Annotated in this window: 26 protein-coding genes and 1 tRNA gene; 15 read left to right on the forward strand and 12 right to left on the reverse strand. The window is 58.1% G+C overall.

The features are described from left to right. The first annotated feature begins 76 nt into the window (after positions 1 to 76). The 4 genes from VGM18_05845 to VGM18_05860 all read left to right on the forward strand — a co-directional run bounded on the left by VGM18_05845 (position 77) and on the right by VGM18_05860 (position 3806). Positions 77 to 1324: a hypothetical protein gene (locus VGM18_05845; GenBank protein HEY3972506.1), complete on the forward strand. Its 1248-nt coding sequence runs from the start codon at positions 77 to 79 to the stop codon at positions 1322 to 1324. Next, positions 1324 to 2388, forward strand: a complete 1065-nt coding sequence (locus VGM18_05850) for an NAD-dependent epimerase/dehydratase family protein (GenBank protein HEY3972507.1) — start codon at positions 1324 to 1326, stop codon at positions 2386 to 2388. Before VGM18_05845 ends, VGM18_05850 begins: the two co-directional genes overlap by 1 nt. A 118-nt stretch (positions 2389 to 2506) precedes the next feature. Further along, the gene (locus VGM18_05855) at positions 2507 to 3049 is read left to right on the forward strand and encodes a sigma-70 family RNA polymerase sigma factor (GenBank protein HEY3972508.1); all 543 of its coding nucleotides are present in this window, start codon (positions 2507 to 2509) and stop codon (positions 3047 to 3049) included. After that, positions 3042 to 3806, forward strand: a complete 765-nt coding sequence (locus tag VGM18_05860) for a zf-HC2 domain-containing protein (protein HEY3972509.1) — start codon at positions 3042 to 3044, stop codon at positions 3804 to 3806. The genes VGM18_05855 and VGM18_05860 overlap by 8 nt, the downstream gene beginning before the upstream one ends. A gap of 93 nt (positions 3807 to 3899) precedes the next feature. On the opposite strand, the gene ubiE is transcribed toward VGM18_05860, so the two are convergent. The 8 genes from ubiE to VGM18_05900 form a co-directional block, all read right to left on the reverse strand. Continuing rightward, positions 3900 to 4685 carry a bifunctional demethylmenaquinone methyltransferase/2-methoxy-6-polyprenyl-1,4-benzoquinol methylase UbiE gene (gene ubiE / locus VGM18_05865; GenBank protein HEY3972510.1) on the reverse strand — a complete coding sequence of 262 codons (786 nt, stop codon included), beginning with the start codon at positions 4683 to 4685 and terminating at the stop codon, positions 3900 to 3902. 9 nt (positions 4686 to 4694) lie between these two features. Continuing rightward, positions 4695 to 5234, reverse strand: coding sequence for a DinB family protein (locus VGM18_05870; protein HEY3972511.1), 540 nt, complete (start codon positions 5232 to 5234; stop codon positions 4695 to 4697). After that, positions 5231 to 6358, reverse strand: coding sequence for a 3-dehydroquinate synthase (gene aroB / locus VGM18_05875; GenBank protein ID HEY3972512.1), 1128 nt, complete (start codon positions 6356 to 6358; stop codon positions 5231 to 5233). Before aroB ends, VGM18_05870 begins: the two co-directional genes overlap by 4 nt. Before the next feature lie 64 nt (positions 6359 to 6422). Next, on the reverse strand, positions 6423 to 7349 hold the full coding sequence (locus VGM18_05880) for a TerC family protein (GenBank protein HEY3972513.1): 927 nt from the start codon (positions 7347 to 7349) through the stop codon (positions 6423 to 6425). A 126-nt stretch (positions 7350 to 7475) separates the two neighbouring features. Further along, positions 7476 to 8900, reverse strand: coding sequence for a M20/M25/M40 family metallo-hydrolase (locus tag VGM18_05885; protein HEY3972514.1), 1425 nt, complete (start codon positions 8898 to 8900; stop codon positions 7476 to 7478). 278 nt (positions 8901 to 9178) lie between these two features. Then, entirely contained in the window at positions 9179 to 10198 is a 1020-nt protein-coding gene (locus VGM18_05890) for a M28 family peptidase (protein HEY3972515.1), read from the reverse strand. A 26-nt stretch (positions 10199 to 10224) separates the two neighbouring features. Continuing rightward, complete coding sequence (tatC, locus tag VGM18_05895) at positions 10225 to 11043, reverse strand: twin-arginine translocase subunit TatC (GenBank protein HEY3972516.1); 819 nt, start codon at positions 11041 to 11043, stop codon at positions 10225 to 10227. After that, entirely contained in the window at positions 11036 to 11464 is a 429-nt protein-coding gene (locus tag VGM18_05900) for a twin-arginine translocase TatA/TatE family subunit (GenBank protein ID HEY3972517.1), read from the reverse strand. Before VGM18_05900 ends, tatC begins: the two co-directional genes overlap by 8 nt. Before the next feature lie 386 nt (positions 11465 to 11850). Here VGM18_05900 and VGM18_05905 point away from each other — a divergent pair, with 386 nt between their 5' ends. From VGM18_05905 to VGM18_05930, 6 genes are all read left to right on the forward strand, one after another. After that, a complete protein-coding gene (locus VGM18_05905; GenBank protein HEY3972518.1) occupies positions 11851 to 12375 on the forward strand; it encodes a hypothetical protein in 525 nt (174 codons plus the stop codon). Positions 12376 to 12726: 351 nt separating this feature from the next. Continuing rightward, positions 12727 to 14334 carry a S41 family peptidase gene (locus tag VGM18_05910; protein HEY3972519.1) on the forward strand — a complete coding sequence of 536 codons (1608 nt, stop codon included), beginning with the start codon at positions 12727 to 12729 and terminating at the stop codon, positions 14332 to 14334. A 294-nt stretch (positions 14335 to 14628) separates the two neighbouring features. After that, positions 14629 to 15159: a prepilin peptidase gene (locus VGM18_05915; GenBank protein ID HEY3972520.1), complete on the forward strand. Its 531-nt coding sequence runs from the start codon at positions 14629 to 14631 to the stop codon at positions 15157 to 15159. Between the two features lie 210 nt (positions 15160 to 15369). Next, complete coding sequence (locus VGM18_05920; GenBank protein ID HEY3972521.1) at positions 15370 to 15939, forward strand: TadE/TadG family type IV pilus assembly protein; 570 nt, start codon at positions 15370 to 15372, stop codon at positions 15937 to 15939. A gap of 8 nt (positions 15940 to 15947) precedes the next feature. Beyond that, complete coding sequence (locus VGM18_05925) at positions 15948 to 16598, forward strand: TadE family protein (GenBank protein HEY3972522.1); 651 nt, start codon at positions 15948 to 15950, stop codon at positions 16596 to 16598. Positions 16599 to 16695: 97 nt separating this feature from the next. After that, positions 16696 to 18144 carry a pilus assembly protein TadG-related protein gene (locus VGM18_05930; GenBank protein ID HEY3972523.1) on the forward strand — a complete coding sequence of 483 codons (1449 nt, stop codon included), beginning with the start codon at positions 16696 to 16698 and terminating at the stop codon, positions 18142 to 18144. Between the two features lie 51 nt (positions 18145 to 18195). On the opposite strand, the gene VGM18_05935 is transcribed toward VGM18_05930, so the two are convergent. Both VGM18_05935 and VGM18_05940 read right to left on the reverse strand, forming a co-directional pair. Continuing rightward, positions 18196 to 19170, reverse strand: a complete 975-nt coding sequence (locus tag VGM18_05935; GenBank protein ID HEY3972524.1) for an AMIN domain-containing protein — start codon at positions 19168 to 19170, stop codon at positions 18196 to 18198. Between the two features lie 288 nt (positions 19171 to 19458). Next, positions 19459 to 20253, reverse strand: a complete 795-nt coding sequence (locus tag VGM18_05940; protein ID HEY3972525.1) for a PEP-CTERM sorting domain-containing protein — start codon at positions 20251 to 20253, stop codon at positions 19459 to 19461. Between the two features lie 744 nt (positions 20254 to 20997). Between VGM18_05940 and VGM18_05945 the strand changes: the two genes are divergently transcribed. Further along, a complete protein-coding gene (locus VGM18_05945) occupies positions 20998 to 21609 on the forward strand; it encodes a PEP-CTERM sorting domain-containing protein (GenBank protein HEY3972526.1) in 612 nt (203 codons plus the stop codon). A 142-nt stretch (positions 21610 to 21751) separates the two neighbouring features. After that, on the forward strand, positions 21752 to 21985 hold the full coding sequence (locus tag VGM18_05950) for a hypothetical protein (GenBank protein ID HEY3972527.1): 234 nt from the start codon (positions 21752 to 21754) through the stop codon (positions 21983 to 21985). Positions 21986 to 22059: 74 nt separating this feature from the next. Here the strand turns inward: VGM18_05950 and VGM18_05955 are convergent. Continuing rightward, a tRNA-Ala gene (locus tag VGM18_05955) sits at positions 22060 to 22135 on the reverse strand. A gap of 244 nt (positions 22136 to 22379) precedes the next feature. Here VGM18_05955 and VGM18_05960 point away from each other — a divergent pair. The 3 genes from VGM18_05960 to VGM18_05970 all read left to right on the forward strand — a co-directional run bounded on the left by VGM18_05960 (position 22380) and on the right by VGM18_05970 (position 25401). Next, positions 22380 to 23084, forward strand: a complete 705-nt coding sequence (locus VGM18_05960) for an energy transducer TonB (protein ID HEY3972528.1) — start codon at positions 22380 to 22382, stop codon at positions 23082 to 23084. Between the two features lie 156 nt (positions 23085 to 23240). Next, the gene (gene ribA / locus VGM18_05965; GenBank protein ID HEY3972529.1) at positions 23241 to 23852 is read left to right on the forward strand and encodes a GTP cyclohydrolase II; all 612 of its coding nucleotides are present in this window, start codon (positions 23241 to 23243) and stop codon (positions 23850 to 23852) included. Positions 23853 to 24033: 181 nt separating this feature from the next. After that, on the forward strand, positions 24034 to 25401 hold the full coding sequence (locus VGM18_05970) for a glycosyltransferase family 87 protein (protein HEY3972530.1): 1368 nt from the start codon (positions 24034 to 24036) through the stop codon (positions 25399 to 25401). On the opposite strand, the gene VGM18_05975 is transcribed toward VGM18_05970, so the two are convergent. Continuing rightward, on the reverse strand, positions 25352 to 26335 hold the full coding sequence (locus tag VGM18_05975) for a DUF2520 domain-containing protein (GenBank protein ID HEY3972531.1): 984 nt from the start codon (positions 26333 to 26335) through the stop codon (positions 25352 to 25354). The genes VGM18_05970 and VGM18_05975 overlap by 50 nt on opposite strands. Positions 26336 to 26444: the final 109 nt, after the last annotated feature.

Consider the following 26444-nt stretch of genomic DNA (forward strand, 5'->3'; position numbering starts at 1 on the left):
ACGGAAGGCAACTGTGCTAGGATTTACTGCTCGGCATTTTCAATTTTCTGAAGTACCAATCCTGGAGGGAATATTTATGCATAAGAGTTGGCTGATGTGTGTTTTGCTGGGTACGTTGGCCTGGGGACAAGCCGCCCCGAGCGCGCCGACCAGCGCACCGTCGAACCCGCCGATGAAAATGGGCAATCCGATGGCGCCAGGAGCCGCGGCGCAGAACGCGGGGCCCGATACCTCGGCCTCGGTTCCGGAAAATGCCGCGGTGATCACGGTGATCGGCGTGTGTCCGCCACAACCCAAGCCCGCAGCCGCCAAGGGCACTGCCGCAAAGCCAGTAGTCAAGGCAAAGACCGCTGAAGCCGATTGCAAAACGGTCATCACCAAGGCCCAGTTTGAAGAACTGGCCAAGGCCTTGATTCCCAATGTGACGCCCCAGACGAAAAAGCAACTGGCGGGCGTCCTGCCCCGCTTCATTGGGATGTCCGGCGAAGCGAAGAAAGAAGGCCTGGAAAAAACCAAACAGTTTGATGAGACCGTTAAGTTCGCCAAGATGCAAATCCTGACCAGCGAACTACAACGCAAGATCCAGGAAGACGCGGCCAAGATTCCTCCCGAGGATATCGAGAAGTATTACAACGAACACGCCGAAACCTTCGAGCAATTTAACCTGGACCGGCTCTATGTTCCGCGCAATAAACAGCCGGAGGCGGAAGCCAACGAGGAGCAGAAAGACGAAAAGCTAAGCGACGACGAGAAGAGGGTCAAAGAAGCCGCCGAAAAAACCAAGTCCGACCAAGGCGAACAGGACATGACCAAACTCGCCGAGAGCTTGCAGGCCCGCGCCGCGGCGGGAGAGGACTTCGCCAAGCTTCAGAAAGAGGCCTACGAAGCGGCAGGAATGAAAATGGAATCACCGTCGGTGAATCTGCCCAATGTGCGCCGCACCGGCCTGCCCCCGGCACATGCAGCGGTGTTCGACTTGAAGACGGCTGAAGTATCGCAAGTCATCAGCGATTCCGGCGGACACTATGTCTACAAATTGGTTAGCACGACTCATATCCCACTCGATCAGGCGACCAATGAAATCCACAGCAAATTGCAAAACGATCGCACGCGCGAAATGATGGACAAAGTCACCAACTCGTTCAAGGTGGAAACGAATGACGCCTACTTCCCAGGCGGAGTAGGGACGGCACCGCCTCCGCGCATGCCGCGGCCGCGTCCTGTGCCGTCCGGACCGACCGCACCGCCGCAAGCCGCTCCTTCGCAAACGGCTCCTCCGCAAACCCAGCCTCCGGCGCAACCGCCGGCGGCAAAACCGAACTGATGCCCAAACCTGTCGTCGTAGTAACCGGTGTGTCGGGCAATCTGGGCTCCAGGCTACTGCCGCTGCTGGGAAGTTATTCGGTGATTGGGGTGGACCTGATTCCACCCCAAACCGACACCGAGATGCAGTTCGAGAGCCTGGACCTGGGTCAGGAATCGTCTACTCGCATTTTGTATGAATTGCTGCGCGACACACATGCCTACGCGGTGGTTCATCTCGCATTCGTGATCGATCCTGTCCGCACCGGCGTGCTCGATGTCGAACGTATGTGGCAGATCAACGTTGCGGGTACGGCGCGTGTGATGGAAGCCATCACCGAAGCCAATCGCAGTACCGACGATGGCGTTAAGCAGTTCCTCTTTGCAAGCAGCGTGTCCGCTTATGGATCCGATCTGCCTGCCCCTGTTACCGAGGAGTCGGCGCTCGGCGCGCATACTCTGCCGTACGCAATTCACAAGAGGCAATCCGATGAGGTTGTGCAGACACGCTCCCACGCGCTGCGCGGCTGTAGCGCCTATATTTTGCGGCCCCACATTTTTGCCGGGGCCAGCGTCGAGAATTATCTGATGGGAGCGTTCCGGGGCACTCCCAACGGCAAAGGCCTCCGTGCCGAGAAAATGCGCGGCGAGGGCAAACGCCTGTCCTGCATGCTTCCGCGCGGTCAGCAGTATCTCGATAACAAGATTCAATTCATTCATATCGACGACATGGCGCGGCTCATCCAGCACATCCTGCAGCGCGAACCGGAAATGCAACGCCTGACCGTGCTCAACGTGGCCGGCCGCGGCGATCCACTCACCTTCGGCCAATGCGTCGAGATGGCGCAGGCTAAACTTGTGCGCGTGCCCGGCCGGTGGGCGATGCAGCAGGTGCTGCAATTCCTATGGAAAAATAAAATTTCCGCCATTCCCCCCGAAGCAGTTCCCTATATGACCAGCGAGTACATTATGAACACGGATCGCCTCCGCCGCTTCCTCGGTCCGGAATACGAGCACGTGATTCGCTACACCATCGCCGATGCATTCGCGGATTCCTTTCGCCGCGACGCGGCCGCCACGACCTGATTCGAGTTCTCTCTTCGTCTGGCGAGCAGAGCATCCCTGATAACCCGAGTTGCGCGGTTTATACCCGCAACTATTTGCCGCCGGCGAGGGAATAAATTAGCGTGGGACAGGTTTACCTATGAAGGTGCCGAACCAGCCCGTATCTGCCGCGAGCTTTGAAGAACTGGCCATGCCCTTATTCGACCAGCTCTACAATTTCGCGCGCTGGCTCGCCCAGGACACCGCAGAGGCCGAAGATCTGGTGCAGGAAACCTATGCCAAGGCGTTACGAGGATTCTCCTCATTTCAAGCCGGCACAAACTTCCGCGCCTGGATGTATCGAATTCTGCGAAATTCGTTTCTGACTTCACGAACTGGGCTGAAGACGACGATCGCGCTCGGCGAGGAAATCGACGAAAGTCTCTTGCCTGCCGAGACAAATACACCGGAGAGCATCTTGCTCGGTCAAGCTGATTGCGAAATGATGCAGCGGGCGCTGACCGATCTGCCAATTCCCTTCCGCGAGATTCTGCTGCTGTGTGAGGTGGAGGAAATGTCGTATCACGAGATTGCGGAAACGCTGGCTGTTCCCGTCGGCACCGTGATGTCGCGCCTGTCCCGGGCACGGAAGGCACTGCGCGATTTGTTGCGGACCAGGATCGAAGGAGGACGTCATGCCTGATGAACACGGACCCTGTGAGCAATGGCGCGAAAAGCGGGATGCCTACGTTGACGGCGAACTCGACTCGGCTGACGCTGCTGGGCTGGCAGCGCATATAAGGGTATGCGCAAGATGCGCCAATGACGTGCTGGAACGCGTGCAGATGAAGCGGTCCGTTCAATTGGCTGGGAAGCGCTTCGCCCCGAGCGCGGAATTCCGGAATCGAATTTCGAAAAATGTCGCCGTGAGACCGGCCCGGAAAAGCGCGTGGCTCTCGATCGTCGCTGTGCCGGCGCTCTCGGTGATCATTCTCTCGGCCGGAGTGAATCTTTATGCGCGGAAGCAAAGCGAACATCGGCAGCTTGTGTATAGCGAACTCGCCGACCTGCATGTCGCCGCTCTGGCCGGCGCGTCGCCGGTTGACGTCGTTTCCAGCGACCGCCACACGGTAAAGCCGTGGTTTCAGGGAAGGATTCCTTTCACCTTCAATTTGCCGGAGTTGCAGGGATCGGAGTTCACGTTGCTCGGAGGGCGCGTGACGTATCTTGCCCAGACTCCGGGCGCGCATTTGATTTATCAGCTGCGCAAGCATGAGATTTCGGTTTTTATTTTTCAGGATCGCGGCGAGCCAACCGCTGATTTGCCCGCTGGGACTTTGCACACACTGTCTTTTAATGCGGAGAACTGGCGGCAGAACGGTTTGCGATATTTTGTGCTGGGGGAGGTCGGCGCGGCAGATATTAAGGCCTTGAGCAAATTGCTCCGGGATGCGGCGTAGCCCGGTTCAAAGTTCGCAGAGCAGTTGGAACCGATTCCGCTCGGCTTCGCATTCGGGGAGCAGCCGAGGACGGCTGTCGCTACGTGGGCAGGGTTACTTCCTTGCTCGATACAGGCCCGCGATTCCCAGTGTGTACGGCGTCCATGTGGGTTCCACCAGACCCGCGCGTTTCATCCGATCCACCATTTCCTCCGGCGGTGGAAAGCGCTCAACCGACGCGGGAAGATAAGCATACGGGCCGCGGACGCCAGAAATCATTGTGCCTAGTCGGGGCAGCACTTGCTTGAAATAAATTCGATAGACTGCGCCTATCAATCCGTTGGGCTCGCCGAAATCGAGAATGCCGCACTCGCCTCCGGGCCGCAGCACGCGCACGATTTCACTCAATCCCGCGTCGTAGTCGGCGAGATTGCGAAAGCCGAAAGCCGAGGTCACGAGATCGAAATGCGCGCTGGGAAACGGCAGATTAAGAGCGTCGGCTTCGATCCAATGCGGCATCGGGCTACTCGACGACTTGTGCGCGGTTGACTTCGCCGTGGCCCGCTGCAACATAGCGTGGGAAAAATCCGCGCCCAAAATCTCCGCAGACGACCGCTCTGCTTGCCGCCGTAGTGCAAACGCCATGTCCCCAGTTCCGCAGCACAGGTCAAGAATCCGCGCGCCGGGTCGATTCAAGATGTCGCGAAAGACGCGCGACGCGCGACGCCACCACATACGGTCGATGTTGAACGACAATACGTGGTTCAGCAGGTCATAGCGCGGAGCGATCGAGGTGAACATCTCGCGCACCGCGGTCGCGGCGGCGCGGGGATCGCTTGCCCCCTCCGGAGCTGCCCCCACTATGGTTACCTTGTTGATTCCCTGCTCCATGACCGCCATTACTATGGCCTACTTCCGCGTTCTCTTCGGTCGAGACGTGAGTTGCGAGACAATGCCCTCGATCTGCCGCACATGGTTCGTATCGTGCCCGGCGAACATGCGCGTCATGTGCGCGATGGTTTCCTTTCCGCGCTCCAGATGCATCCCAAACTTGTCCCAGTCTTCCGGGCGAAGAGCCTTCAGCATTGCGAGGTTATTCTCGCGGAGTACGCGGAAAACTTCGACCGAGTTTCTTGCGTCGCGCTTGGCATATTGAAAGGCCGCGGCCCATGCGTCCTGATCGAAAGGATGAACCTCGGTTCCGCTGGCTCCAACGATCAAACGCATACGCCAACTGCCGGCAATCTCCGCGTCCGCCAGATGGGCCAGGATTTCGGCAATCGACCATTTCCCCGGCTCCGGCTTCCACTTCAGTTGTTTGGCACTCAACCCGCGAATTAGTTTCTTGAGCCTGGCCGGCGTTGCCTGTTGAACAGTGAGCGCCTCTCGTCCGTCGACGTTGCTCAAGATTCGTTGCGTGTATTGCTGCGCGGTTTCTTGCATTTTCATTTCTCCTTCGATTTCGCCCAAACCCAGCCGCCCCGCGACAGGCGCCGCAATTCTTCCACTGCATCGACGACAGCTGCAGACGGCACGTCGCTGGCGACTTCCACCTTGCCGATCTCCCGCGGCAGAATGAAGTGCACGACTCCATTCTGCGTTTTCTTGTCAGACTGCAGCCGCGCCAGAATCTTCCGCGAGCTGACATTCACTTCCGGCAGCCGCCCGAGGCTCAACACCGCGTCCGCAATGCGCCCCGCAGTTACGCTGTCGGTGCGGCCGACGCTGAGCGCAATATTGGTGGCAGCGATCATCCCCCAGGCGACGGCCTCGCCATGAAGCAGTCTCCGATAGCCGGTTTCAGCCTCCAGCGCGTGGCCGATCGTGTGCCCAAGATTCAGCACGCGCCGCAGGCCCTCTTCGCGCTCGTCTGCGGATACCACTTCGGCTTTCAGCTTTACCGATTGCGCGATCAGCCACTCCAATTCGATCGCATCGCGCTTCAGAATGCGCGCTCGATTCTGCTCGAAGCGCAGAAATAGTTCGACGTTTCCGATCACGCCACACTTGAGCGCCTCATAAAGTCCGGCGCGAAATTCGCGATCGGGCAAAGTCTTCAGCACCGTGGGATCGATCAGCACAACCCGCGGATGGTGAAACGTTCCCACCATATTTTTTCCGGCCACCAGATTGACCGCGGTTTTTCCGCCGATGGAAGCGTCCACCTGCGCCAGCACAGTCGTCGGAATCTGCACCAATTCGATTCCACGCATGTAGAGGGAAGCCAGCAATCCGGCGACATCACCCACCACTCCGCCGCCGAGCGCGATCACCACCGCCTTGCGGTCGGCGCCCAGTCGCGCCAGTTTGTCGGCGAGAGCTTCCACGGTCGCCAGGCGCTTGGTCGGCTCGCCATCCGGCATGGGAATTACCTGCGGGGCAAAACCGCTGGACCTCAGAGAACTCACCAGTTTCGATCCCCAACGCTTGCGCACCGGAGGCACAGTGACCACAAAAATGCGGCTCGCCTGCGGCAACAGTTCGCTCAACACCGACCCCGCCCGGGTGAGCAGGCCGTTCTCAATCCAGGCCTGATAGGGCCTCGGAAGCACGTGGATAGTCGCTTGCGCCATGCGGTTCAATAATAGCGTATGCACCGGAAAAGCCCCTGATCGCCGCGTCTGCCGGAAAAACCTTTTACCTTTTTCGGGCCGATGGAATAGCAACCGACATCGCGATCGAGAGCAGAATTATCCCCGCGACAACGCCTAGAGTCGTGGTAACCGGCACCGTAAAATACTCCGCCGCCAGCATCTTCGCGCCTACCAGAATCAGCACCAGCGCCAATCCGTAATGCAGAAAGCGAAAAACCTTCATCAGTCCCGAGACGGCGAAGTACATAGAGCGCAAACCCAGAATCGCAAAGACATTTGACGTATAGACGATGAAAGCGTTAAGCGTGACTGCAAGTACCGCGGGGATCGAGTCGACGGCAAACAGCACGTCAGTGGTTTCGATTACCAGCAGCACCAGCAGCAGCGGAGTCGCGTAGAGACGCGAGTGATCCTGCGGGTTGCGGACAAAGAATTTTCCCCCGCGATAGTCGCTGGTCACCGGCATGATGCGGCGCAGCGCTTTCACCACCGGATTCCTTGCAGGATCGACCTTGTGATCCCCCATCGCCAGGAACCGAATTCCGCTGATAATAAGCAGGCCCCCAAAAATGTAAAGCACCCAATGAAAGCGGGAAATGAGCCCGACCCCAGCGACGATAAAAATGCCGCGCATAACCAGCGCACCCAGAATGCCCCAGAACAAAACGCGATGCTGCTGCTCCTCTCGAACCGCGAAAAAGTTGAAGATCAGAAGAAAGACGAAAAGATTATCGGCACTGAGAGAAATCTCCAGCACATAGCCCGTGACGAACTCCAGCGCGGCCTGGTGCCCCTGCCAGAAATACAAAAGTGCGCCGAACGCCGCGGCCAGCACTAGGTAGACAACGCTCCAGCACAACGCGTTGCGAAAACTGATGACTCGGCCCGCCCGATGAAAAACGCGCAGATCGAGCACCAGCATGCCCAGCGCGAAAAGATTGAAGAGGATCCAGAAATAGAGCAATGGCATTCCTGGCGTCAGGCTTCCGGCTCTCGGGCTTCCGGATGTCCTTATTGAGAGAACGTTCTAGATTACCAATACAGTAGGCGCCCAGACGGGCTGCGGAAGGCGGAAGCCCGAGGCCGGAAGCCGCATTTACTTCTGCCTTCCCCGCTGTCCGCTGGCCCAGTCATCCCAAATGCCGAAGGCCTTGAACATCCCCACGCTTTTAGTGTCGCGCATGGTCTGCTCAATCTGATCGTGGGTGAGGCGCGGACCGATCTTCGCATATAGATCTGCCAACTCAGTGCTGAGGGCGGCAGCCTCCGCTACGTTCTTCTTCAATTGCGCAAAATCAACTTTGTCATAAGTGTCGGAGACGGCGTGATAGTTTTCCAGATAGTTGGCTTCCTCCTGATCGGCGACGAACGTGGGCACGCCCTCCATCATGAAATCAAAGTGGTCAGTTCCCCACTCCATGTCGGGCTTCACCTCTTTCGTGCCAAATTGCGCCAGTGGCCCCATCAGCTCTTTCGCAGCGGCGACGGTATCTTTGCGCCCCACGGAAAATCCGGTAGTCTTTCCCGTGCCGGAATCGTAAATAATTACTCCCGCCGCTTTGTCGAGTTCAGCGCGATGGTTGTAGGCATACAGATGCGAGCCGATGAGCCCTTCCTCTTCGCCGGAGAAAAGAATAAAGCGAATGGTGCGCCGCGGCTTCACGCCCGAGGCCTTGATGGCCCGCAGCGCATCGATCACCAGTGCGGCGTTGCACCCATTATCCAGCGCGCCCGTCCCCAATTCCCACGAATCGAGATGCGCGCCCAGGATTACGAACTCGTCGGGCTTTTCGCTGCCGCGGATTTCCGCCACCACATTCGATGACTTGATTGGCCCGCCAATCTGATTGGGAATGGAGAGGTCGCCCCATACCAGATTTCCCGCGGCCAGCAGGCGTGCGATTCGCTCGCCGTCCTCGCGGGCAACGATCACCATCGGCAGGCGGTCAATTTCTCCTGCTGACGAATTCGTGTGCCGGTAGAGGATGTCGTGCTCGCGCGTCGCCATGAAGGCGACCGCCTTCGCCTTGCCCTTTACCGCGAGATCGACTACCGGTAGCGCTTTCTCGTACTCCGCAAACAGATCGTCCCAGGTTTTCAACACGACGGTATGAACCAGAATGATCTTGCCGGAGATGTCTCCCGCTTTCGCGAAATCCGCAGTCGCGCCATCGCCGACATCGACGATCGGCACGTGCTTCACCGGAGCCAGCGCGGGAGCCCACGCCACCGAAACCGCCCGCACGCGAAACGGCGACAGTACCGTTCCGCCGCCCACCTTCGCGGGATCGACCTGGTAGGCAGTAGTCGCGGTCATTTCCGTGGCGCCCTCCGTCCAGGATGCCGGAATGGTGAAACCTTCGGTATGAACGCTGTCAGCGCCGGCGGCTGTGAACGCTTGCACGCCCCAGTTAATTGCGTGTTGCATTGCCGGAGTTCCCGGAACGCGGCCGCCAATCTCATCGGTCAGGCGATGCAGATTCACTTCCAGCGGCGACGGCTGAAGCGCGGCCTGAATCACCCGATTAACATCACTCGGCTCAGCAGGAGTGGCAGCGAGACATTGAAAGCACAAGATGCATGCAGAAAAAAATACCAGGGCCTTGGCAGTTCGCATAAGTGGGTGCATTAGAAATGAATTTCCAGAAAAGCGCAAAAATAGCGAGCAATGGAGCTTACGCAAACAGCCTTTGACCGCAAAGATCGCTGCGCCACGGACGCAAAGAAAGCCAAGATTTTCCCCGCGACTTTGCGTTTCCTTCGCGATCTTTGCGGTTAAGTTTGACGCTGGCGCCGCAGTTATTTCGGCGGCAGCGGTTCCATGCTGTCGAGAATGCGGACGGTTTCCAGAATTACTGTGCCGACGATTTCCAGGCTCTTAGGACTCAGCTTGTCGATCGTATCCTGCGTAGTGTGCCAGAAAACGTTGTTGTAGCCATACTGAAAATCGATGAGGTCAGCGCTCGGAACGCCGCGCTTCACAAAAGGCACGTGGTCGTCGCCAACCTGGTTGTTGCGCGTGAAGAAGTGCGATTGATAGCCCGCGCGGGTCGCCGCTTCGTACACGACATTTTCCAGCCACGGAGTTGAATTGGAGTCGCGTTCCACGCTGAGGTCGGCGTCGCCGATCATATCGGCCAACAGAAATGCTTTGACTTTTTTCAAAGTTCCGTCAGCCTGCCACTTCTCGGCCAAATGGGTAATGCCGTAGAGACTGTCTTGATCGAAAGGCATTACCTGAGGCAAGCCGCCGGAACCGTCCGGTTTCATCGCCTCTTCCGCGTCGTCCCACACCAGCCAGACGCTGTAGCCGTCGCGCGGTTTGCCGCGCAACTGGTTGGCGAGTTCAAGCAGCAAAGCACTCGACGACGCGCCGTCGTTCGCTCCAACGTACGAAGTATTGCGCAACGGATAATTCGTATCGTAATGGCTGGCCACTACGATGATGCCGTCCTTGTTGCCGGGAAACTTGGCGATGATATTGTGGACGGGAAATTTTCCTTCCGGCGTATCGGCCGTGAAAAGATCGTCTTCCACCTGATCGCCCTTCAAGCGCGACGCTATATATTCCTCAACCTTCTTATGATTGGCGCTCCCCAGCGGCCGCGGTCCGAATCTCACGATGTCTTTCACATATTGCATGGCGCGATCGCCATCGAATTTAGGCGGAGGCCCCGAATCCGGTGGAAGATTCAAGGGCGACGTACGAGCGTCCTGAATATTCTGCGCATCTGCGGTCGGAGCGTGGCTGCTGGCGGTTTCCTTGTCGCGATCGCAGGCGAGTACCACAGCCAGGCCTATCAGCACGATCCACCGCAAAGTTGTTCTGTCCCTCCTGCTGAGCTTCATGCTTGCGCCTGCTTTTCTTTCTTCAGCTCTTCCCTCGCCCTGCGCTGCGTGGGATGCACCAGCCACGCCACCCCAATGCTTACTCCATAGAGCGCGATCATCGGAGAAGCAAAAATGCACATACTTAGGATGTCAGTGGTCGGCGTGACGATGGCCGCGACGATGAAAATTACCATGATGGCGTAGCGGAAATTCTTCACCATGAACCCGGCACTGAGAATCCCCATGAACGACAGGAAGAACACGAGAATTGGCATCTCAAAAATAATTCCCATGCCGAGAATGATGGTCAGAAAAAGCTGCGTATACTCGCTGATCGTAATCATTGGCATGAACTGTTTGCCGAAACCGATCAGAAAATCGAGCGCCATCGGATAGGCGATCTTATAGCCAAAGTATCCGCCGGTCGTGAACAACGCAATCGTCGAGATCATGAACGGCACCACGTAGCGCTTCTCGTTCCGGTAAAGGCCGGGCGAGATGAACATCCATACCTGATAAAGCACGAACGGCGAAGTAAGAAACAATCCGGCCAGCGCGGCGATTTTTATATAAAGATTGAAGGGATCGGTTGGATTCAAATAGACCAGCTTCTCCGGCATGTGGTTCTTGCGCAGCACATCGATGATGGGCCGCTGCATCACGTCGTAGATGCGCTCCACCTTCCACCAGCAGGCAAAGAATCCGACGGCCACCGCCATCAGGGAATAGACGATCCGCTTGCGCAGCTCTTCGAGGTGGTCGAGAAAGCCCATCGTGGTCATGGGCTCAGTTTCGCCTTCGCCGCCGGCGCGCGCGGCTCCGAAATCAAACATGCGATTCCTGCGAACTCTCAGACTTTACGTCGGTGGGGGATGATCTGGTAGAAGCTGATCCGGCGTCGGCGGCGAAAAGCGGTTCGTCGTCGGAAGGCGTGGAAGTCGCAGACGTTTCGGTGGCGGGAACGTCGTTAGCGGAAGCAAGCGTGGCGTTTTCCGCCGTGCTGGAACTCAGGGTTTGATTGGCTGCGCTGCGGCTCGTCACGCCGGTCACCGGCGGACTGGGGGGCAGAATCGTCTGCCGCTTCTCCACCTCAAGATTCGATATCTCCTGCTCGATCTGCGCCTTGAATTCATTCGAAGCGCGTTTGAATTCGTTCATGTACTTCCCGATCGTGCGCGCGATCTCCGGCAGTTTCTTGGGCCCAAAGAGCACGAGGGCCAGCACAAACAGGAAGATCGTGTCCGCAATGCTCATGCGCTTCATCATACTGCCGATAAAGGAAATGCGGCAATGCGGCACGAGACATGGCTTTGACAATGTGCCGCATCTCGCTCCTGCCTAACGATCACGCTGGAAACCGTAGCTTATCAGCGTTAATGGCTGGGCAAGATCTTCATTGTCATGAGTGGGCAATTGTTGCCGCGCTTTCATTCGCATTCTCCTCCGCGACGTGGCTTCAGTCACAAATCCTCTTTAAATCTGACGTTTCGGCGGCCATAAACGGAAACTTCTGTTTGGCAAAGGACGTGCCACTCTCGAGTGGTCCGGCGGCAATGAACCCCGGCAGTCAGAACACGCCGGCATCAGTCGGCATCTCGCCGACAGCATCCGGACCCAACCGTTCCCATCGAGGAGAGCCTATGTCCGTAGCAGGTATTTCCAGTAGCAGCACTTTCAACAACGCCAGCAACCCGGCCATTCACAATAACCTCCAGAAGTTTCAGCAGGAGTTCCAGCAACTCGGCACCGACCTCCAGAGCGGCAATATTTCCGCCGCGCAGCAGGAGTTCGCGCAACTGGGAGTCACGCCCCAGTCCAACCCGGCAGCTTCCCCACTGCAAAGCACCGACCCCATCCTGCAAACCTTGCAGCAGCTCGGTCAGGATCTTCAGTCGGGAAACTTGGCCGGCGCGCAACAGGAATACGGCGCGGCCAAGCAGGATTTTCAGAAAATAGAACAAACCCATCTTCATCATCGCCACTTGCACGTGCAGACTGACCCGCCGGGAAGCCAACCCGGGCAAAACTTGCAGACGGGGGACGTCTCCGCCGCGCAATCCGCTTACAGCAGTCTGTTGGGCGATTTGCAGCAGGTCGGGCTCAGCTTCGATCCGGCCGCCGCATTGACGCCAGCTGGTTCAGCCGGAGTCTCGGTCAGCGCGTAGCCGAGAGACGGTGGACAGGTAATCGACGAACTGCGCCAGCACAAGCGGGGCCGCGTTATCATGTTGCCGCCATGCAATTCTGGTTTGCCCGCGGCAGCAGACGCGTGGACCGATCACGTACAAAAGCTATCCGTCGATCTGCGCCGAGTGCGGCTGCGACTCGGATTGAACTGTTTCGGCGCGCGCGCGGGAACCAATTCCGCTTCCGCCGCATCAGATAAGAGACGCGATTCCGGGACTGGTGCCGATGGTAACCTTCCCGGTCCGGCGCAGTCTAAGTTGGTGATATACTGCGGTTAATCAGCTCCGCAGCTGGGGTGGAAGTCAGCCCTCAACGAAGGAAATTTCACGATGGCTCGTAGTTCACGCCGCTCACTTTACCTTGTAGTTTTTTTCCTGGTTGCCTGTGGCTTTCTGGGCATTCTGTTCGCCCAGCGTTCCGGCCAACAGTCGTCGATGACGGGCGACTCCGAAGTCAAGGACAGCCTCAAGCAGTTCACCGACGTCTACTCTCTCGTTGAGGACAACTACGCCGAGCCGGTCAACGCGGACAAGGCCATCTACAATGGCGCAATTCCCGGCATGCTACACGCACTCGATCCGCACTCCAATTTCTTCGATCCGAAGTCCTACGCGCTCATGCGCGAAGACCAGCGCGGCAAATATTACGGCGTGGGTATGACCGTCGGCCCGCGCAATAACAAAGTCATCGTCATTTATCCCTTCACCGGCACGCCCGCCTACAAGGCCGGCATTCATCCCGGGGACGTAATCATCGCCGTCGACGGCAAATCGACCGAGAACATGAGCACCGGCGATGTCGCCGATCTGCTCAAAGGACCCAAAGGGACCACGGTTCACATCAGCATCGCGCGCGAAGGCGTCGAGAAGCCGATGGAGTTTACCCTCGTCCGCGACGAAATTCCGCGCTACAGCGTCGACGTTCATTTCCTCATCAAGCCCGGCATCGGCTACATGCATGTGAATGGCTTCAACGAAACCACCGAGCATGAAGTCTCGGATGCGCTCGATTCCTTCGGCGATCTTAAGGGACTCATTCTCGACCTGCGCGGCAATCCGGGTGGATTGCTCAGCGAGGGCGTCGGCGTCGCCGACAAGTTCCTGAAGAAAGGCCAACTCATCGTTTCGCACCACGGCCGCGCTTCAGCCGAGAAGCGTTACATCGCGCAGCATGGTAACGGCGGCAAAGACTATCCTGTGGTCGTGCTGGTCAATCGGCTCACAGCATCGGCGGCGGAAATTGTCTCCGGCGCCATCCAGGATCACGACCGCGGCTTGATCGTCGGTGAAGTCACATTCGGTAAAGGCTTGGTGCAGACGGTCTATCCGCTGTCTGAAAATACTGGCCTGGCCCTGACCACCGCTCACTACTACACGCCCAGCGGCCGCCTCATCCAGCGCGACTACAGCAACATTTCTCTCTACGACTATTATTACAATCGCGATCAGGCCGACAATCCAAACAACGCAACCCGCGAAGTGAAGCTCACCGACAGCGGACGCACCGTCTACGGCGGCGGCGGTATTACTCCCGACGTGAACGTTCCTCCCGTGAAGAGCAACCACTTTCAGGATACGCTCCTTCAACACTACGCTTTCTTCAACTTTGCCAAACGCTACGTGGTCAACCATAAACCCACGAAGAGCTTTGAAGTCGACGAAGCGACCATGCAGGAATTCCGCAAATCGCTTGACGAGGCCAGCATTTCCTACACGCAGGCGGATCTCCTCGACAACAGCGACTGGATCAAATCCAACATCAAGTCGGAGATTTTTGTCGATGCCTTCGGGCAGGATGAAGGCATGAAAGTTCGCGCCGAATCCGATCCCGAAGTGGTCAAGGGCCTCGAGCTTCTGCCGCAGGCAAAAGCTCTCGCCGACAACGCCAAGAAAATCGTCGCCGAGCACAACGCGGCCCCAGCGTTCAACCGCCAGTGATCCAATGGTGGATGCGAGGTCGCACGAAGGCCCGGACAAGTTCCGGGCCTTTCTTTTGTTCGCGCTTTTGATTTATGTGGGGACAGCCGCCCCCGGCTGTCCGGTCGAGCCTAGCTCGACGGTTGCCTGCGCAAACCATCCCCCCCGCCCGCAACTCCAGGTTCATTGACTTCGCCCACCCGCCATGTGAAAATCCGCATAAGAACCACGCTTTCCGAACTATCTCAACATGGATTTTTTTCGATATAAGCAGGACAGCGCCAGTGGCGAAGCGTGGCCCGGCCTGGAGTCGGTTTGAGGCCGATCATCCTCGCGGGGGCTATAGTTCTGGCGATGATCGCAGGCTGGACCGACCTGCGTAGCCGACGCATTCCGAACTGGCTGACGGTTCCGGGGCTAGTGATCGGAATAGTTTCGAACACCGCACTCAACGGCTGGAGCGGGCTCAAGACTTCCCTGTTGGGCGCGGCGGTCGGCCTGGCGTTGCTGCTGCCGTTCGTGCTGCTGCGCAGTCTGGGTGCGGGCGACTGGAAGCTGGCCGGCGCACTCGGAGCTTTCACCGGCCCCGGATTGCTGATCGATGTTCTGTTAGGTTCAGTCTTTGTGGCAGGAGTAATGGCGGTCGCGCTCATCATCTACAAGAGACGCATGCGGCAAACTTTGCGCAATATCGGGCATATCCTGATTTCGCTGGTAACTTTCCGGCTGCCGGGTTCGCGGGTTACGCTGGATAATCCGGATTCGCTGAAAGTCCCTTACGGCGTGGCGCTGGCGCTCTCGGTGGTGCTCTATGGAATTCTCTGGAAACTCAAAATCGCGGCCTGATTATGCCAATCCTCGAGAGTGCCGAAAACATTTACAGATTGTCGTCCCGACTACAGATTGGACTTGTGATCCCGGCTATAGATTGTATTGTCGTCCCGGCTTAGATTGTATTGTCATCCCGACCGAAGCATCCCATTCCCGAAGGGCAGGGGATGCGCAGTGGAGGGACCCGCTATTTGCATACGCGGCCGACCCTGAAAGCGATTTCCGATGAAACCTGACATTCTTATCCACGCCCGCCGCCTCGCTACTGAAATCCGCGGCGCCGAGATCGCCGAAGCCGCCGCCGTCCTCCCATTGATGTTCATGATGCTGCTGGGAATTTTCTGGTTCGGGCAGGCCTTCAGCATCTATGGCGCCATCACCCGCGCCGCCCAGGAAGGCGCGCGCGCCGGAGCCCTGCCCTACTGCGCCACCTGCAACGGCAGCAACACGCTGACGCAGTATGCCACCAATGCAGTCACGGCCACGCAAACCGCCCTGACTGCCTCCAAGCTCGACATCAACCAAGTGCCGCCGTATTCCTCGACGCCGCCAGCGTTCAACTCTTGCATCGGCAGCAGTGGTTCGACGGGGTGCGCCAACGTAAGCAGCAACGTCTGCGTGCAACTCCCGGTTCAATTGACGAATCAGTCCGGATCGGGCGCCGGGGGTGCTGGCGTCTGCGGCATCTCCGTCACCTTCCAATATCCCTTCCAGTTCTGGCTGCCGTTCACTTCGCTGAACAAACAAAAAATTTATCTGCAAGCTTCCGCGCGGGTGCGTCTGGAGACCCATTGATGCGAGGTATGTCGATTCGCTCGCCTCGAATTTTTGCCTCCTCCAAAAGAAAGCCGGGGAAACGAGAGACGCAGAAAACGTTGCAGGACGAAGTCGGCGCGCAATTAGTGGAATTCGCCGTGGCTCTGCCCCTGCTGGTTTTGTTCGTCGTGGGCATCTTCGACTTCAGCAATGCCTTCACGTTCAAACAAAAACTCACCAACATCGCGCGTGATGCCGCCCGCATCGCCGCCGCCGATCCCGCGGGCGATGTACGAACAGCCGCGACTCCTCCGCCCGCCTCGGTCATCGATGCATTCGCCACAGTCGACGGCTACCTGCTGGCCAATAACATAAATGATTGCGCTCCCGCCCTCAGCAGCACTGTCGGCCTGACGTGGACTTACACAGGGACAAGCAACGGCTGCCCTTCAGGTGGCCTCACCATTGTCATCAACCGCGGCTACTACTTCATTCCTGGCACGTCTACCCAGACGGCCAATGCGACCTGTACCCAAGTCCAGGCCGTGGGCGGAACGCAAACCGCTATCGTCTCGACCTGCGTAAGTATTTCGTATGCCTATCAGTGGCGCTTCGGCAAGGTGGCCAGTATTCTTGGATCAACCATGGCGCTGCCCATGGCGGTCACCGTGTCTTCTGTAGCCATGAACGAGAATTAACCGCATGAAGCCGCCCATCGTTCAAAAAAACGTCCTTAATAGAACCCGCAAATCGCGAACTGCTGTTCCATCTCGCCGCCGCGAGCAAGGCATCACCATGGTGCTGGTAGCGATTGCCATGGTCGCCATTATTGCCATGGCCGCCCTTTCGATTGATGTGATTACGCTCTACCTGGCGCGCGAAGAGGCGCAACGCGCCGCCGACGCCGCGGCCCTGGCCGCCGCCCGTGTCATCTCGCTTTCCGGCATGACCGGCGACACCAACAACTCAGATCTCTCGTGGCAGGCGGTTTGCGGCGGGCCCAGCAGTCCCGCTAGTCAGGCCGCCATTGCAGTCGGAACGCAAAGCGCCGTCGGAGGCACCGTAGCCACTTCCACTAGCGTGACCTACTCCGCCGCCGGAGGCTCGGGAGCCGACTGTTCCGCCATGCCCCCAGCCTTCGCTGTGAATCCCCAGGTAACCGTGGTCCTCACCCGCGCCAGCCTGCCCACTTTTTTCTCCCGCATCTGGGGAAGCACCGGAAACTCGGTCAGCGCCACCGCCGTGGCCGAGGCCTACAATCCCTCCAATTCCGGAACGTTTGCCGGCGGTACCATCATCCCTGTGCAACCAAGCTGCGTGAAGCCCTGGATGGTTCCTAATCAAGATCCTCGCTTCCCTTTCCTCGGGATAGGAACCTTCTGCACTCCTACAGGCACCGCGTGCAACAAACTTGTCGGCCTTGCGGACGGCTCGATCCAGAACCCAGGAATTACCTTGAATGGCATCACGGCGGCAGGAAATACGGGTGTGATCGGAGAAACATTCTGGCTGGTGCCCGATTGCAGTTATTCCGGAGCGCCGTCAGGGGCGTGCTCTCCATTACCAATAGGCAATCCTCAGGCAAATCTTCCTCCCCCGGGCGTGCAATTCAAGCCTCAACCCAATCTCTTGTACGTTCCCGGGCAAGCTGCGTACTCTCCGGTCGCAGTCCCGTCTTGCGCCAACGTCGGAGCAGGCGGCAGTCCCGACTACGAACCCGCGATCGGTGGTTGCGATCAGTCCACTCAATATCAATGCGGCGTGCAAAACACCGCTGGCAATGCGCCCATGATTGACCTCAGCGAAAATCTTGGCGTTTCGCAGGATGTCACGAACGGCGTGCAGTGCCTGATTGGCGAAGGAGACCCCGGCGACTCGCCCCCTAATGGCCAGGACACATTCGTTAATTACGCGGCGCCTCCAGTCTTTCCATTCCAGATCAATGCCGGAATCAACAATCCGCTGGGAATCAGTGGCGCCCCAGTCACCAGCAGCAATTCGATTGTATCGCTCCCGATTTTTGACGACTCTCCACCTTTTGCTCTTAATCCGGCGGGAACGACCAGCGTCACCATCGTGGGCTTCCTACAGGTATTCATCAACGCGGTGGACCCGTACGGAAACATCCAGGTTACTGTCTTGAACGTAGCTGGGTGCGGAAATAGCGGAAGCGGCGCGATCGTGAGCGCCAGCCCCATCACCGGAACGTCTCCCGTGCCGATCCGCCTGATCACGCCACCATAGCGGCAGCGCAGCGAATTCCCTCTGCTCTGGTTTCCTGGAAAGTAAGACTTACTAATCGGGCGTAGTTTCCTCAGTCGCTTTGGCTTCCGGCGAGGGAGGAGTCCCAACCTGCTCGGACGCAGGCGGGCGGGCGCCCGGTTGACTCATCGGCGCTTGCTCATCCTCGCGGTTTTCGTTTTGATTTTGTTGTTGGTTTTGCGCGAGTACTGGAGCAGGCGGCGGCACGTACCCGCCGTCCGGCCGAGCGCTCAGAATCACGCGATCCAGTTTCGCCGGATCGTCCACCGCGCTCAGAATCAGAAAGTTAAATTTCGAGCCATTCAGCAGACGCGCCAGAACTTCCGGCGCAGGCGCGGGCTCGATCTCGGCCACAACTTTTTCCTGCTCCGCACCGGCCGCAATCGAAACCTCGGCTCCCGTGCGCTGCTGCACCGCATATAAAACCTGCGCCAGCGTCACCTTGTTCGCCCTGATCCCGAGCATCCCGTCGCGATACGTAATATCCACCACCGGCTCAACCGAATTCAGAACGCTGACCGGCTCCGCCCGCGTGGTGTAGTTCGCCGTCACCAGGCTGGGACGCCGCGCCCCGTCCGCTGATATCCCGTCCGCAGACGCCCCGTCCGCAGGAAAGTTGCCGGCTCCCGCCGAGGCGTCCAGCACTGCGCCGCCCATAACTTTAATGATGACCGTGCGCCCGTTCGGAAACACTTGATACGACTGCGCGGTTTTTAAGTCCAACACTACCCGCGTCACCGGAGGCTTCGCCTGAAACAACCCAACGCGCAGGTCTTTCACTTCGCCGCGATCCACCGACTGACTGCGCAACTGCTTTCCGGGAACGGCATTGGGAAAATCGACAACCAAGCGATCCGGCCCAGTCAGCACCCGCGTCTCCGGGACGATTCTGTCACTGGCGTCCACTTCAATTTCAACCACGTCTTTAGCGCCCAGCACTTTGACTGCACGAACTGAACTCTGCGCCATCGCCAAAGACGCCGCGAGCAGAGACACTCCCGCCAGCATCAGTCGACTCCGAGTAATTCGCGAAACGATATGCATGAAATGCCTGCTCGCGGGCTTGTTTTTCGTGGGTTCTAGCGCGATTGTAGCGCGATTATTACCGCGATGATCAGAGGGGGGACTTACGTTGGTACTAGAACTACAGGATTAAGCAGATCTCATCGTCTCATCGAAAACGCGCTCGAAGTAGAATCGCTGAAACACAGGCTGAAACCAAGAAGGACACAAACACGAAGGCGCCAGGTTTCCCGTTTTATCTTCCATGTCCTTTGTGCTTGAGCTTTCCAGAGTCTACATTCGGGCCAGTCTTTGCCGACTCGTCCATAACATCACGGCCAAGCCGGAAGCGACCAGCAGCCAGGTCGAGGGCTCAGGAACCTCTCCTCCACCGCCCTCGCCGTTGCCACAAGGATTCCCTTTTTTCTTATTCTTCGTGATGGTCACGCTACCGTTCTTGTTCTTCCCGATTCCGCAGATCCCAGGAAGCGGCGGCGGAGTTAGTGGAATCATCGTTCCCATTCCAAACGGATCCACCAAACTTAAGGGTGCGGCAGGTCCTAGTCCCGCTGCGGGCCGGCGATTCAGCAATGCGGATTGGAATGGGACCGGCGGACCCGCGATCGCGGTGCCGGTATTGGAGTGAATCGGTTCCTCGAACTTTGCCGCGGGTGGCTCCGACTCGCTCGTCGCCTGCTGGGGCATTTCTTGCACGCGATTCGCACAGCGCGTGCGTGCGATCATCTGGCCATCCGTAATAATGGTTTCGCCCTTCTTCAGCGTAATCCGGTGCCGCATCCAATAAATCTTATTGCCGATGCGATACGAAACATAGACGGTGCGGGCCAGAACCAGACGCACCACGCGAGCGTGGTCGTAGTCGAATCCGGCATAATGGGCCGCGACCACTGGGTCATGAGCTGCCGCCCACTTCAACTCCTTCGCATCTTTCACTCCGCCCGGAACCACGGAATAGGGATATACCGGACGATTCTCCGCCATCCCATTCTCCGCCATCCCATCCGATTCCTGTTCGGCTTGCAACCAGAGAGTCCGGTCGGCTTCGTCCACCCGGTGAACTGCTTTCACAGGACGCGATGCCCGGAAGTGCGAGGGACTTAAATAGGGACTTAAATATGGCAGCGCGAGAGAGGAAAACCCGATGGCGAGGCCCACGACGAAGACTATCAACAGAACACGCCGCACCGCACGATTCCGGCGATGCCGACTGGTCGGACGCCGCCGGACCATCCTCCGAACGTTTCCTGCTTCCCCTTGATTCAACAACTGCTACCCACCTTCGCGCCCGGTCACCTGGGATATGGACCGATGTACACTTACCCTTGCCTTTCGAGATGCAGTTTGAATGCCACTGCGAACGGTTCAACTCCCCGCCAAACCCACGGAAAGTCTGTGTGATTTTTGCGAGAATGCTACCAGATAGTGCAAGCATTTGCACAAAATATGTTCGCCTGAGGAGTACCACAACCCCAAACAGTACCAAATAGGGAATGGCTCGAATCCGATTTCAACTCGCTTTCCGGATTTCGTCCTACGCCACTCACCCGAAAGCCTACACAATATCGATTACCAAGGTAACACCACGAATGGGCCATTCCCCTTGAAATCCAAACCTTGGTACTATCGCCTCGGTTACGGTAGTAAAACCTCCGTGCCATTGTTTTCCGCCGTTCCCCTAAAACGGCGCTACCAGAAAGCTGGGCCGAACCCCTACGGTCTTCAGCAAATTCTCCCCCAGGTAAAAAAAAACGAGCATTCCGCTGTCGAAATGCCTGGGGAGACAGCCACTTTGTTCTACTGGAGGCAAATTCTATGCGATCTTCTCTGGCCCTGTTTGTGGCGCTCATGACGCTGGTTCTGACCGACGCCGCTTTCGCGAAGTCCGTGACCCTGACCTACGAATATCAGAATCAAGCCTATTATTTCTCGGTCAACGGCAGCCACAACTATACGACGCTGATGTGCGACAGCTTCGACAACAGCATTTATCGCGGCGAGACCTGGACCGCGACCGCCACTCCGTTCTTGCAAGGCATTGCCAACAGTATGTTCGGCCCGTCGATGACGCTGGACTACAAAGCCGCTGGCCTGATCTTCAAGAGCATGCTGGCCGGCAATCTGACTACGCTGCAGGCGCAGTGGGCGGTATGGGGACTGTTCTCCACGAACGCGCAGAATAACGCGCTCTTCACCACTTACGGCGGCGCGGCCACCGACTCCACTTATCTGGCCTTGGCCGGAACCGCCTCGAACGGCCAGTTCAGCGGACTGGTGCTTTACACCCCGGCGGGCGGCAAACCCGGCTCCGGGCCCCAGGAGTTCATCGGCTACAGCCCGGTTCCGGAACCCGGCAGCATGACTCTGCTCGGCACCGGCTTGCTCGGCCTGGCCGGGATGATGCGCCGCAAATTCGCCAAAGCGTAAGCCACAGTTTTTTATTTCGTTTCACCCTTTTGGAACCCCATCTCACCGCACAGCGCCATGCTGTGCGGTTTTTTTTCTTGCTTCTGCTGGACAACAACGCAACACCGTAGGAAAGGTATGGATTCGGCAGTATAATCAACTTATGGATCGAGAATTAAAGGAAGCGCTTGATGGCATGGAAGCACGACTCCTTGAGCGGATACATAACGTCGAAACTCATCTTTTACGAGGCTTCGAGGGCTGGTCGAATGCCATTAACCTGCGGTTGAAAGCGATCCCGCTCATCGACGAACGCGTGTCTCAGTTGGAACGGCGCGTTACCGAACTGGAATTCGGGACCAAACCACCCCTGCAGGACAATTCACAATCGCAATAACAGCATTCTTGAGCAGTGCTTGAGCACACATCTCTTCTGTTGAGAAATCGCCAGTGTTTATGCGGGATTTTGAATGGTGGAGCTAGTCGGGCTCGAACCGACGGCCTCGTCGTTGCGAACGACGCGCTCTCCCAACTGAGCTATAGCCCCACGTGCAGGATGGATTGTCGAACTGCTCGACTATTTTATCAGCGATCCAGAATCGGCACCAACCGCATCCGGCGTAACCGCTGCGCCAAGTGCTGGCATTCCGCAAAATCCGCTTGACGAAATCCCGCCACTTACGTCTAACTAACACTAAGCAACGCCAGAAAGTGGCGGATCAATAAAGTTCGTTCCGCGACTAAAAAAATCGCAACTCAGAGCACAGTTCGGAAATCGCAGCCCGGAAAGAATGTTTGCCCAGCTCAATCCCGCGACCGCCCGCCGGCAGCGCTGGCTGCGAGTCGGTTCGCTTGGTCTTCACGCTTTGGTCCTGGCCTGGTTGCTGCATAGTCCCGAGCCTAGGCTACTCACGGCGACGTCCGTCGCATCCGGTCAGAACGGCAAATCCGTCACGCGGCTGTATTGGTCCAGCAAATTTCCCGACGACAGCACCCACAGCTCTCCCGACAGCGCGATCGAGCATTTCCGCCATCAACGCCTGAGCCACGAGAAATTGACGTTCAAAGCTCCGGCACAGCAGGCGAAACTGGCGACGCCGCAAAATCCGCTGGCCCGCACTCCTGCTGCCGACAATTCCCAAACTCAAACGCTTTCCGCGCTCGGTCACGGCGCGCAGGCCGGCTCAACCTACGGAACCCTGAATCGCGGATCGTTCTTCGGCGACGAAGTCCGTCCCGCGCTTCCCATCGCCACCTCCGATCCCGTGGTCTATCCGTGGCAGTTGCCCGACTCCCCCGGTAACGAAGTGATCGAAATAACCATCGACCAACGCGGTGAAATCGTCCGCAAGACCGTGCTGCAAAGCCTGGGCCCGGACATTGACACCAAATGTCTAGCCGCCCTCGACAACTGGCACTTTCAACCCGCCACACGCAACGGCGCCCCCATCTCATCGAAGCAGGACGCGATCTTTCCCTTCCACGCCCGCGGCTAGCAAATTCCGCAATGCGCCGCATCGTAAGGCACCGGTTTCGAACCCAAACGCCTTCGCGTCCTTTGCGACCTTTGCTTGGCATGCTTTGCGCTTAAAGCTTTGTTCTCGCTCCATAAAATTAAGAGCCCTAATAATCCCCTTATAATCAATATCGGAGTGAGAGAAAACAAAATCCAACAGGTCGCGTCCGCCGACTTCCCCACCCGCTGGGGCAAGTTCCGTATTTACGGCTTCCGCGGCGTAGCAGGCGGCAACGCCGCGGGAAATCCCGAAGAGGCCGTCGCTCTAGTGATGGGCGACGTCAAGTCGCAGCCCGCCTTGGTGCGCATCCACTCTCAATGCCTCACCGGCGACGTCTTTCACTCCCTGCGCTGCGATTGCCGCCAGCAGCTTGAACTGTCGCTCTCCATGATTGCCGAGGAAGGCGCCGGCATCCTGATTTACGAGCAGCAGGAGGGCCGCGGCATCGGCCTGATGGCCAAACTGCAAGCTTACGAGTTGCAGGACGCCGGTCTCGATACCGTTGAAGCCAACGAACGCCTCGGCTTCAAAAACGACTACCGCGACTTCACTCTCCCGGCCGAAATTCTGAAATCGCTCGGAGTCACGCGCGTGCGCTTGCTTTCGAATAATCCAGAAAAAGTCGAAGCCCTCGAACGCGCCGGAGTGCAAGTAGTCGAGCGCGTCCCCTGCGAAGTTACTCCCAGCCCCCACGCCGAAGAATATCTGAAGACAAAGAAAGAAAAACTCGGCCACCTGTTCACCTAGCCTACCCTTGATGTCGAATTTCATAGAAAGATTTATGTGGAGAACCCACCGAGGATTATGTGGGGACAGCCGCCCCCGGCTGTCCAGTCGAGCCAAGCTCGACCATCTTCCACCTTATCGAGCCCTACTTTTTTGCGCGAATCCTCCCGCCATGCTCTAATTCGCTGACTCCCTTTCACGAATGCCCAACTCTAAAAATCGTTGGTCCTCGCCTTCCGCGCTTCTCCTCGCCCTGATCGGCGCCGCGTCCATGCTCTACTATCATCAGGGACTCTTCATGCCCCGCGTCGTCGCAGTGCGCACCGCGGAGGGCCTAGGCCAGGGATATTCCTTCGGCAACGACTTCTATCAGGTCTGGCTCACTTCCCGCGAACTGCTGCGGGGAAGACGCGATCTCTATAGCCCAGAAATGACCCGCGAAATCCAGGTCGGCCTCTATGGCCGCCCGCTCGATATCGCGCGTCCCGGCGATCCCATCGACCGCCGCGTATTTCCCTACCCCGCATTCGCCGATTTATTGTTCTGGCCGGCTGCGGAGTTGCCCTTTGAAATCATCCGCGCGGCGATCGTCTGCGTTCTCGCCGCCCTCACGATCGCCAGTGTAATGCTCTGGCTGCGCGTCCTCGACTGGCCCCTCACCTGGAACTGGATCGCCGTCGTTCTTCTTCTCACGCTATGCAGCTATCCCGCGCTCGAAGCCCTGTTCGCCTCTCAGTTGGGACTATTGGTCTCGTTCCTGCTTGCCGCTTCCATCCTCGCGCTCCAGCGAAACCGTTTTCTGCTCTCCGGAATCCTCATGGCGATCACCACCATCAAGCCGCAAGTGACTCTGCTTGCGATCGTCTATCTTCTCTTGTGGACTCTCAATAACTGGCAAGCCCGCAACCGCTTCGCGACCGGATTCTTCTCTACGCTGACTCTCTTGGTCGGCGCATCTCTGGCCGTGATGCCTCACTGGATCGAAGCCTGGGCCCGTACCGTTCTCGCGTACCGCCACTACACCCGCCCGCCTCTGGTCACGGAAGTTCTCACTTCCCCATTAGGACCACACTGGTCCTCGGTTGCAACGCTTTTGTTAACCGCGGCGTCTATCGTCATCGCGATAATTCTGGCGTGGCGCTATCGTGCGGCGGCTGCTAATTCTTTTGCATTCGTTCTCACCCTCAGCCTCTTGCTCTCGATCACAACCATCACGATCCTCCCCGGCCAGGCGGTCTATGATCACCTGATTCTTCTCCCGGGAATTCTGCTGCTGGCGCGCCAAAGCGGATTGTGCAGGGCGAACGCTCCTGTCCCGAGCCTCCTGCTATTGGTCGGCGGCCTGGTTCTGTTCTGGCCGTGGCTCGCGGCATTCGCGCTGATCCTTCTGCGACCGTTCATACCGCCCGCGATCTTCGATTCCACTCCAGTTTTCTCGCTGCCTATCCGCACCGCCGCGTCGCTTCCCTTTGCCGTGCTGGCGCTGCTCGCCTGGACACTCCGAACCGCGTCCCGCCAAGTCACTCCCGCGCCGAATCCAGAATCCGCTTCAGCGACTTCTTATTCTTGACCGGAAGATATTCCAAGGCTGCGCCAGCCAATGCCACATACACTTCGCGAGCAGGAGGCATTCCGCGCAGCACTTTCAGATGCCGCTTTACCGTATTTACATCGCCGCGCACCATCGGCCCGCTGAACCCGTCCGCCGCGCCGAACGCCGCATAATTCGCCAACGTCTGCCGCAGGATCGGAAGCATCCGTTGCTTCACCGCCCTGCGATTCACTCCCGCCAATGCCGCCACGTGCTCGGTCGTAGCCAGTAGGGCCGTGAGCAAGGGCGAGGCAAACGTCCCCCACGCGTGATACGCCGCCTTGTCGTCCTTGCGAATCGCGTACGCAATTCCGCCCAGGTCTTTCACCAGTCTCCGCGCCATCCGCACCGCGCTTGCGTCACCTTCGATCGCGAATGGAACTCCGGCCAGCGCGCGCGACTCTCGCATAGATGATCGTCGCCCTGTCGCCCCTCGCACAAACGTCATCAACGGATGCACCGACGCTACCGCCGCTCCGCGCTCGCGCAGCACGCTGAGTTCGTCACTGCTAAGCGCCCCGCTCGAATGCAGCGCCACAGTTCCCTTCCAATCGAACTTATCCCACTCAAACTCCGGTTGCCCCGTTCTTCTCGCGTTCTTTGCGAAAGAGCCTACCCTGAGCTTGTCGAAGCGGCGGGGAGTTTGACTCAATGCAAGTGCCGCAGCTCGAATCTCGCCATCCGGCACACAAAACCAGATCACATCAGCGGAAACTCCCGAGAGATCGTATGACGCGTGAGCGCCAACCATCGCGGCCAGCCTCTGCGCCTTTGTTGACGATGCCGTCCGAGGCGACCTTTCCGAGGACCGCGCAATCACCGCCGCAATCGAATATGCCGCCCGCAGTAGGGCCGGAGCCAGCGCCGTCCCAAAACTTCCCGCCCCCACAATCGCGATCCGCGGCCTCGCCATGCCGGGCAGCATAGCAGGAAAAACGGGCGTCAGGGATCGGCCCTCAGGTTTCGGACTCCGGGGTCTAGGCGTCCACCGCCCCCGCTCCAAAATCCAAGAACCCAAGGCG

The organism is Candidatus Sulfotelmatobacter sp., from assembly GCA_036500765.1.
Taxonomy (GTDB): Bacteria; Acidobacteriota; Terriglobia; order Terriglobales; family Acidobacteriaceae; genus Sulfotelmatobacter.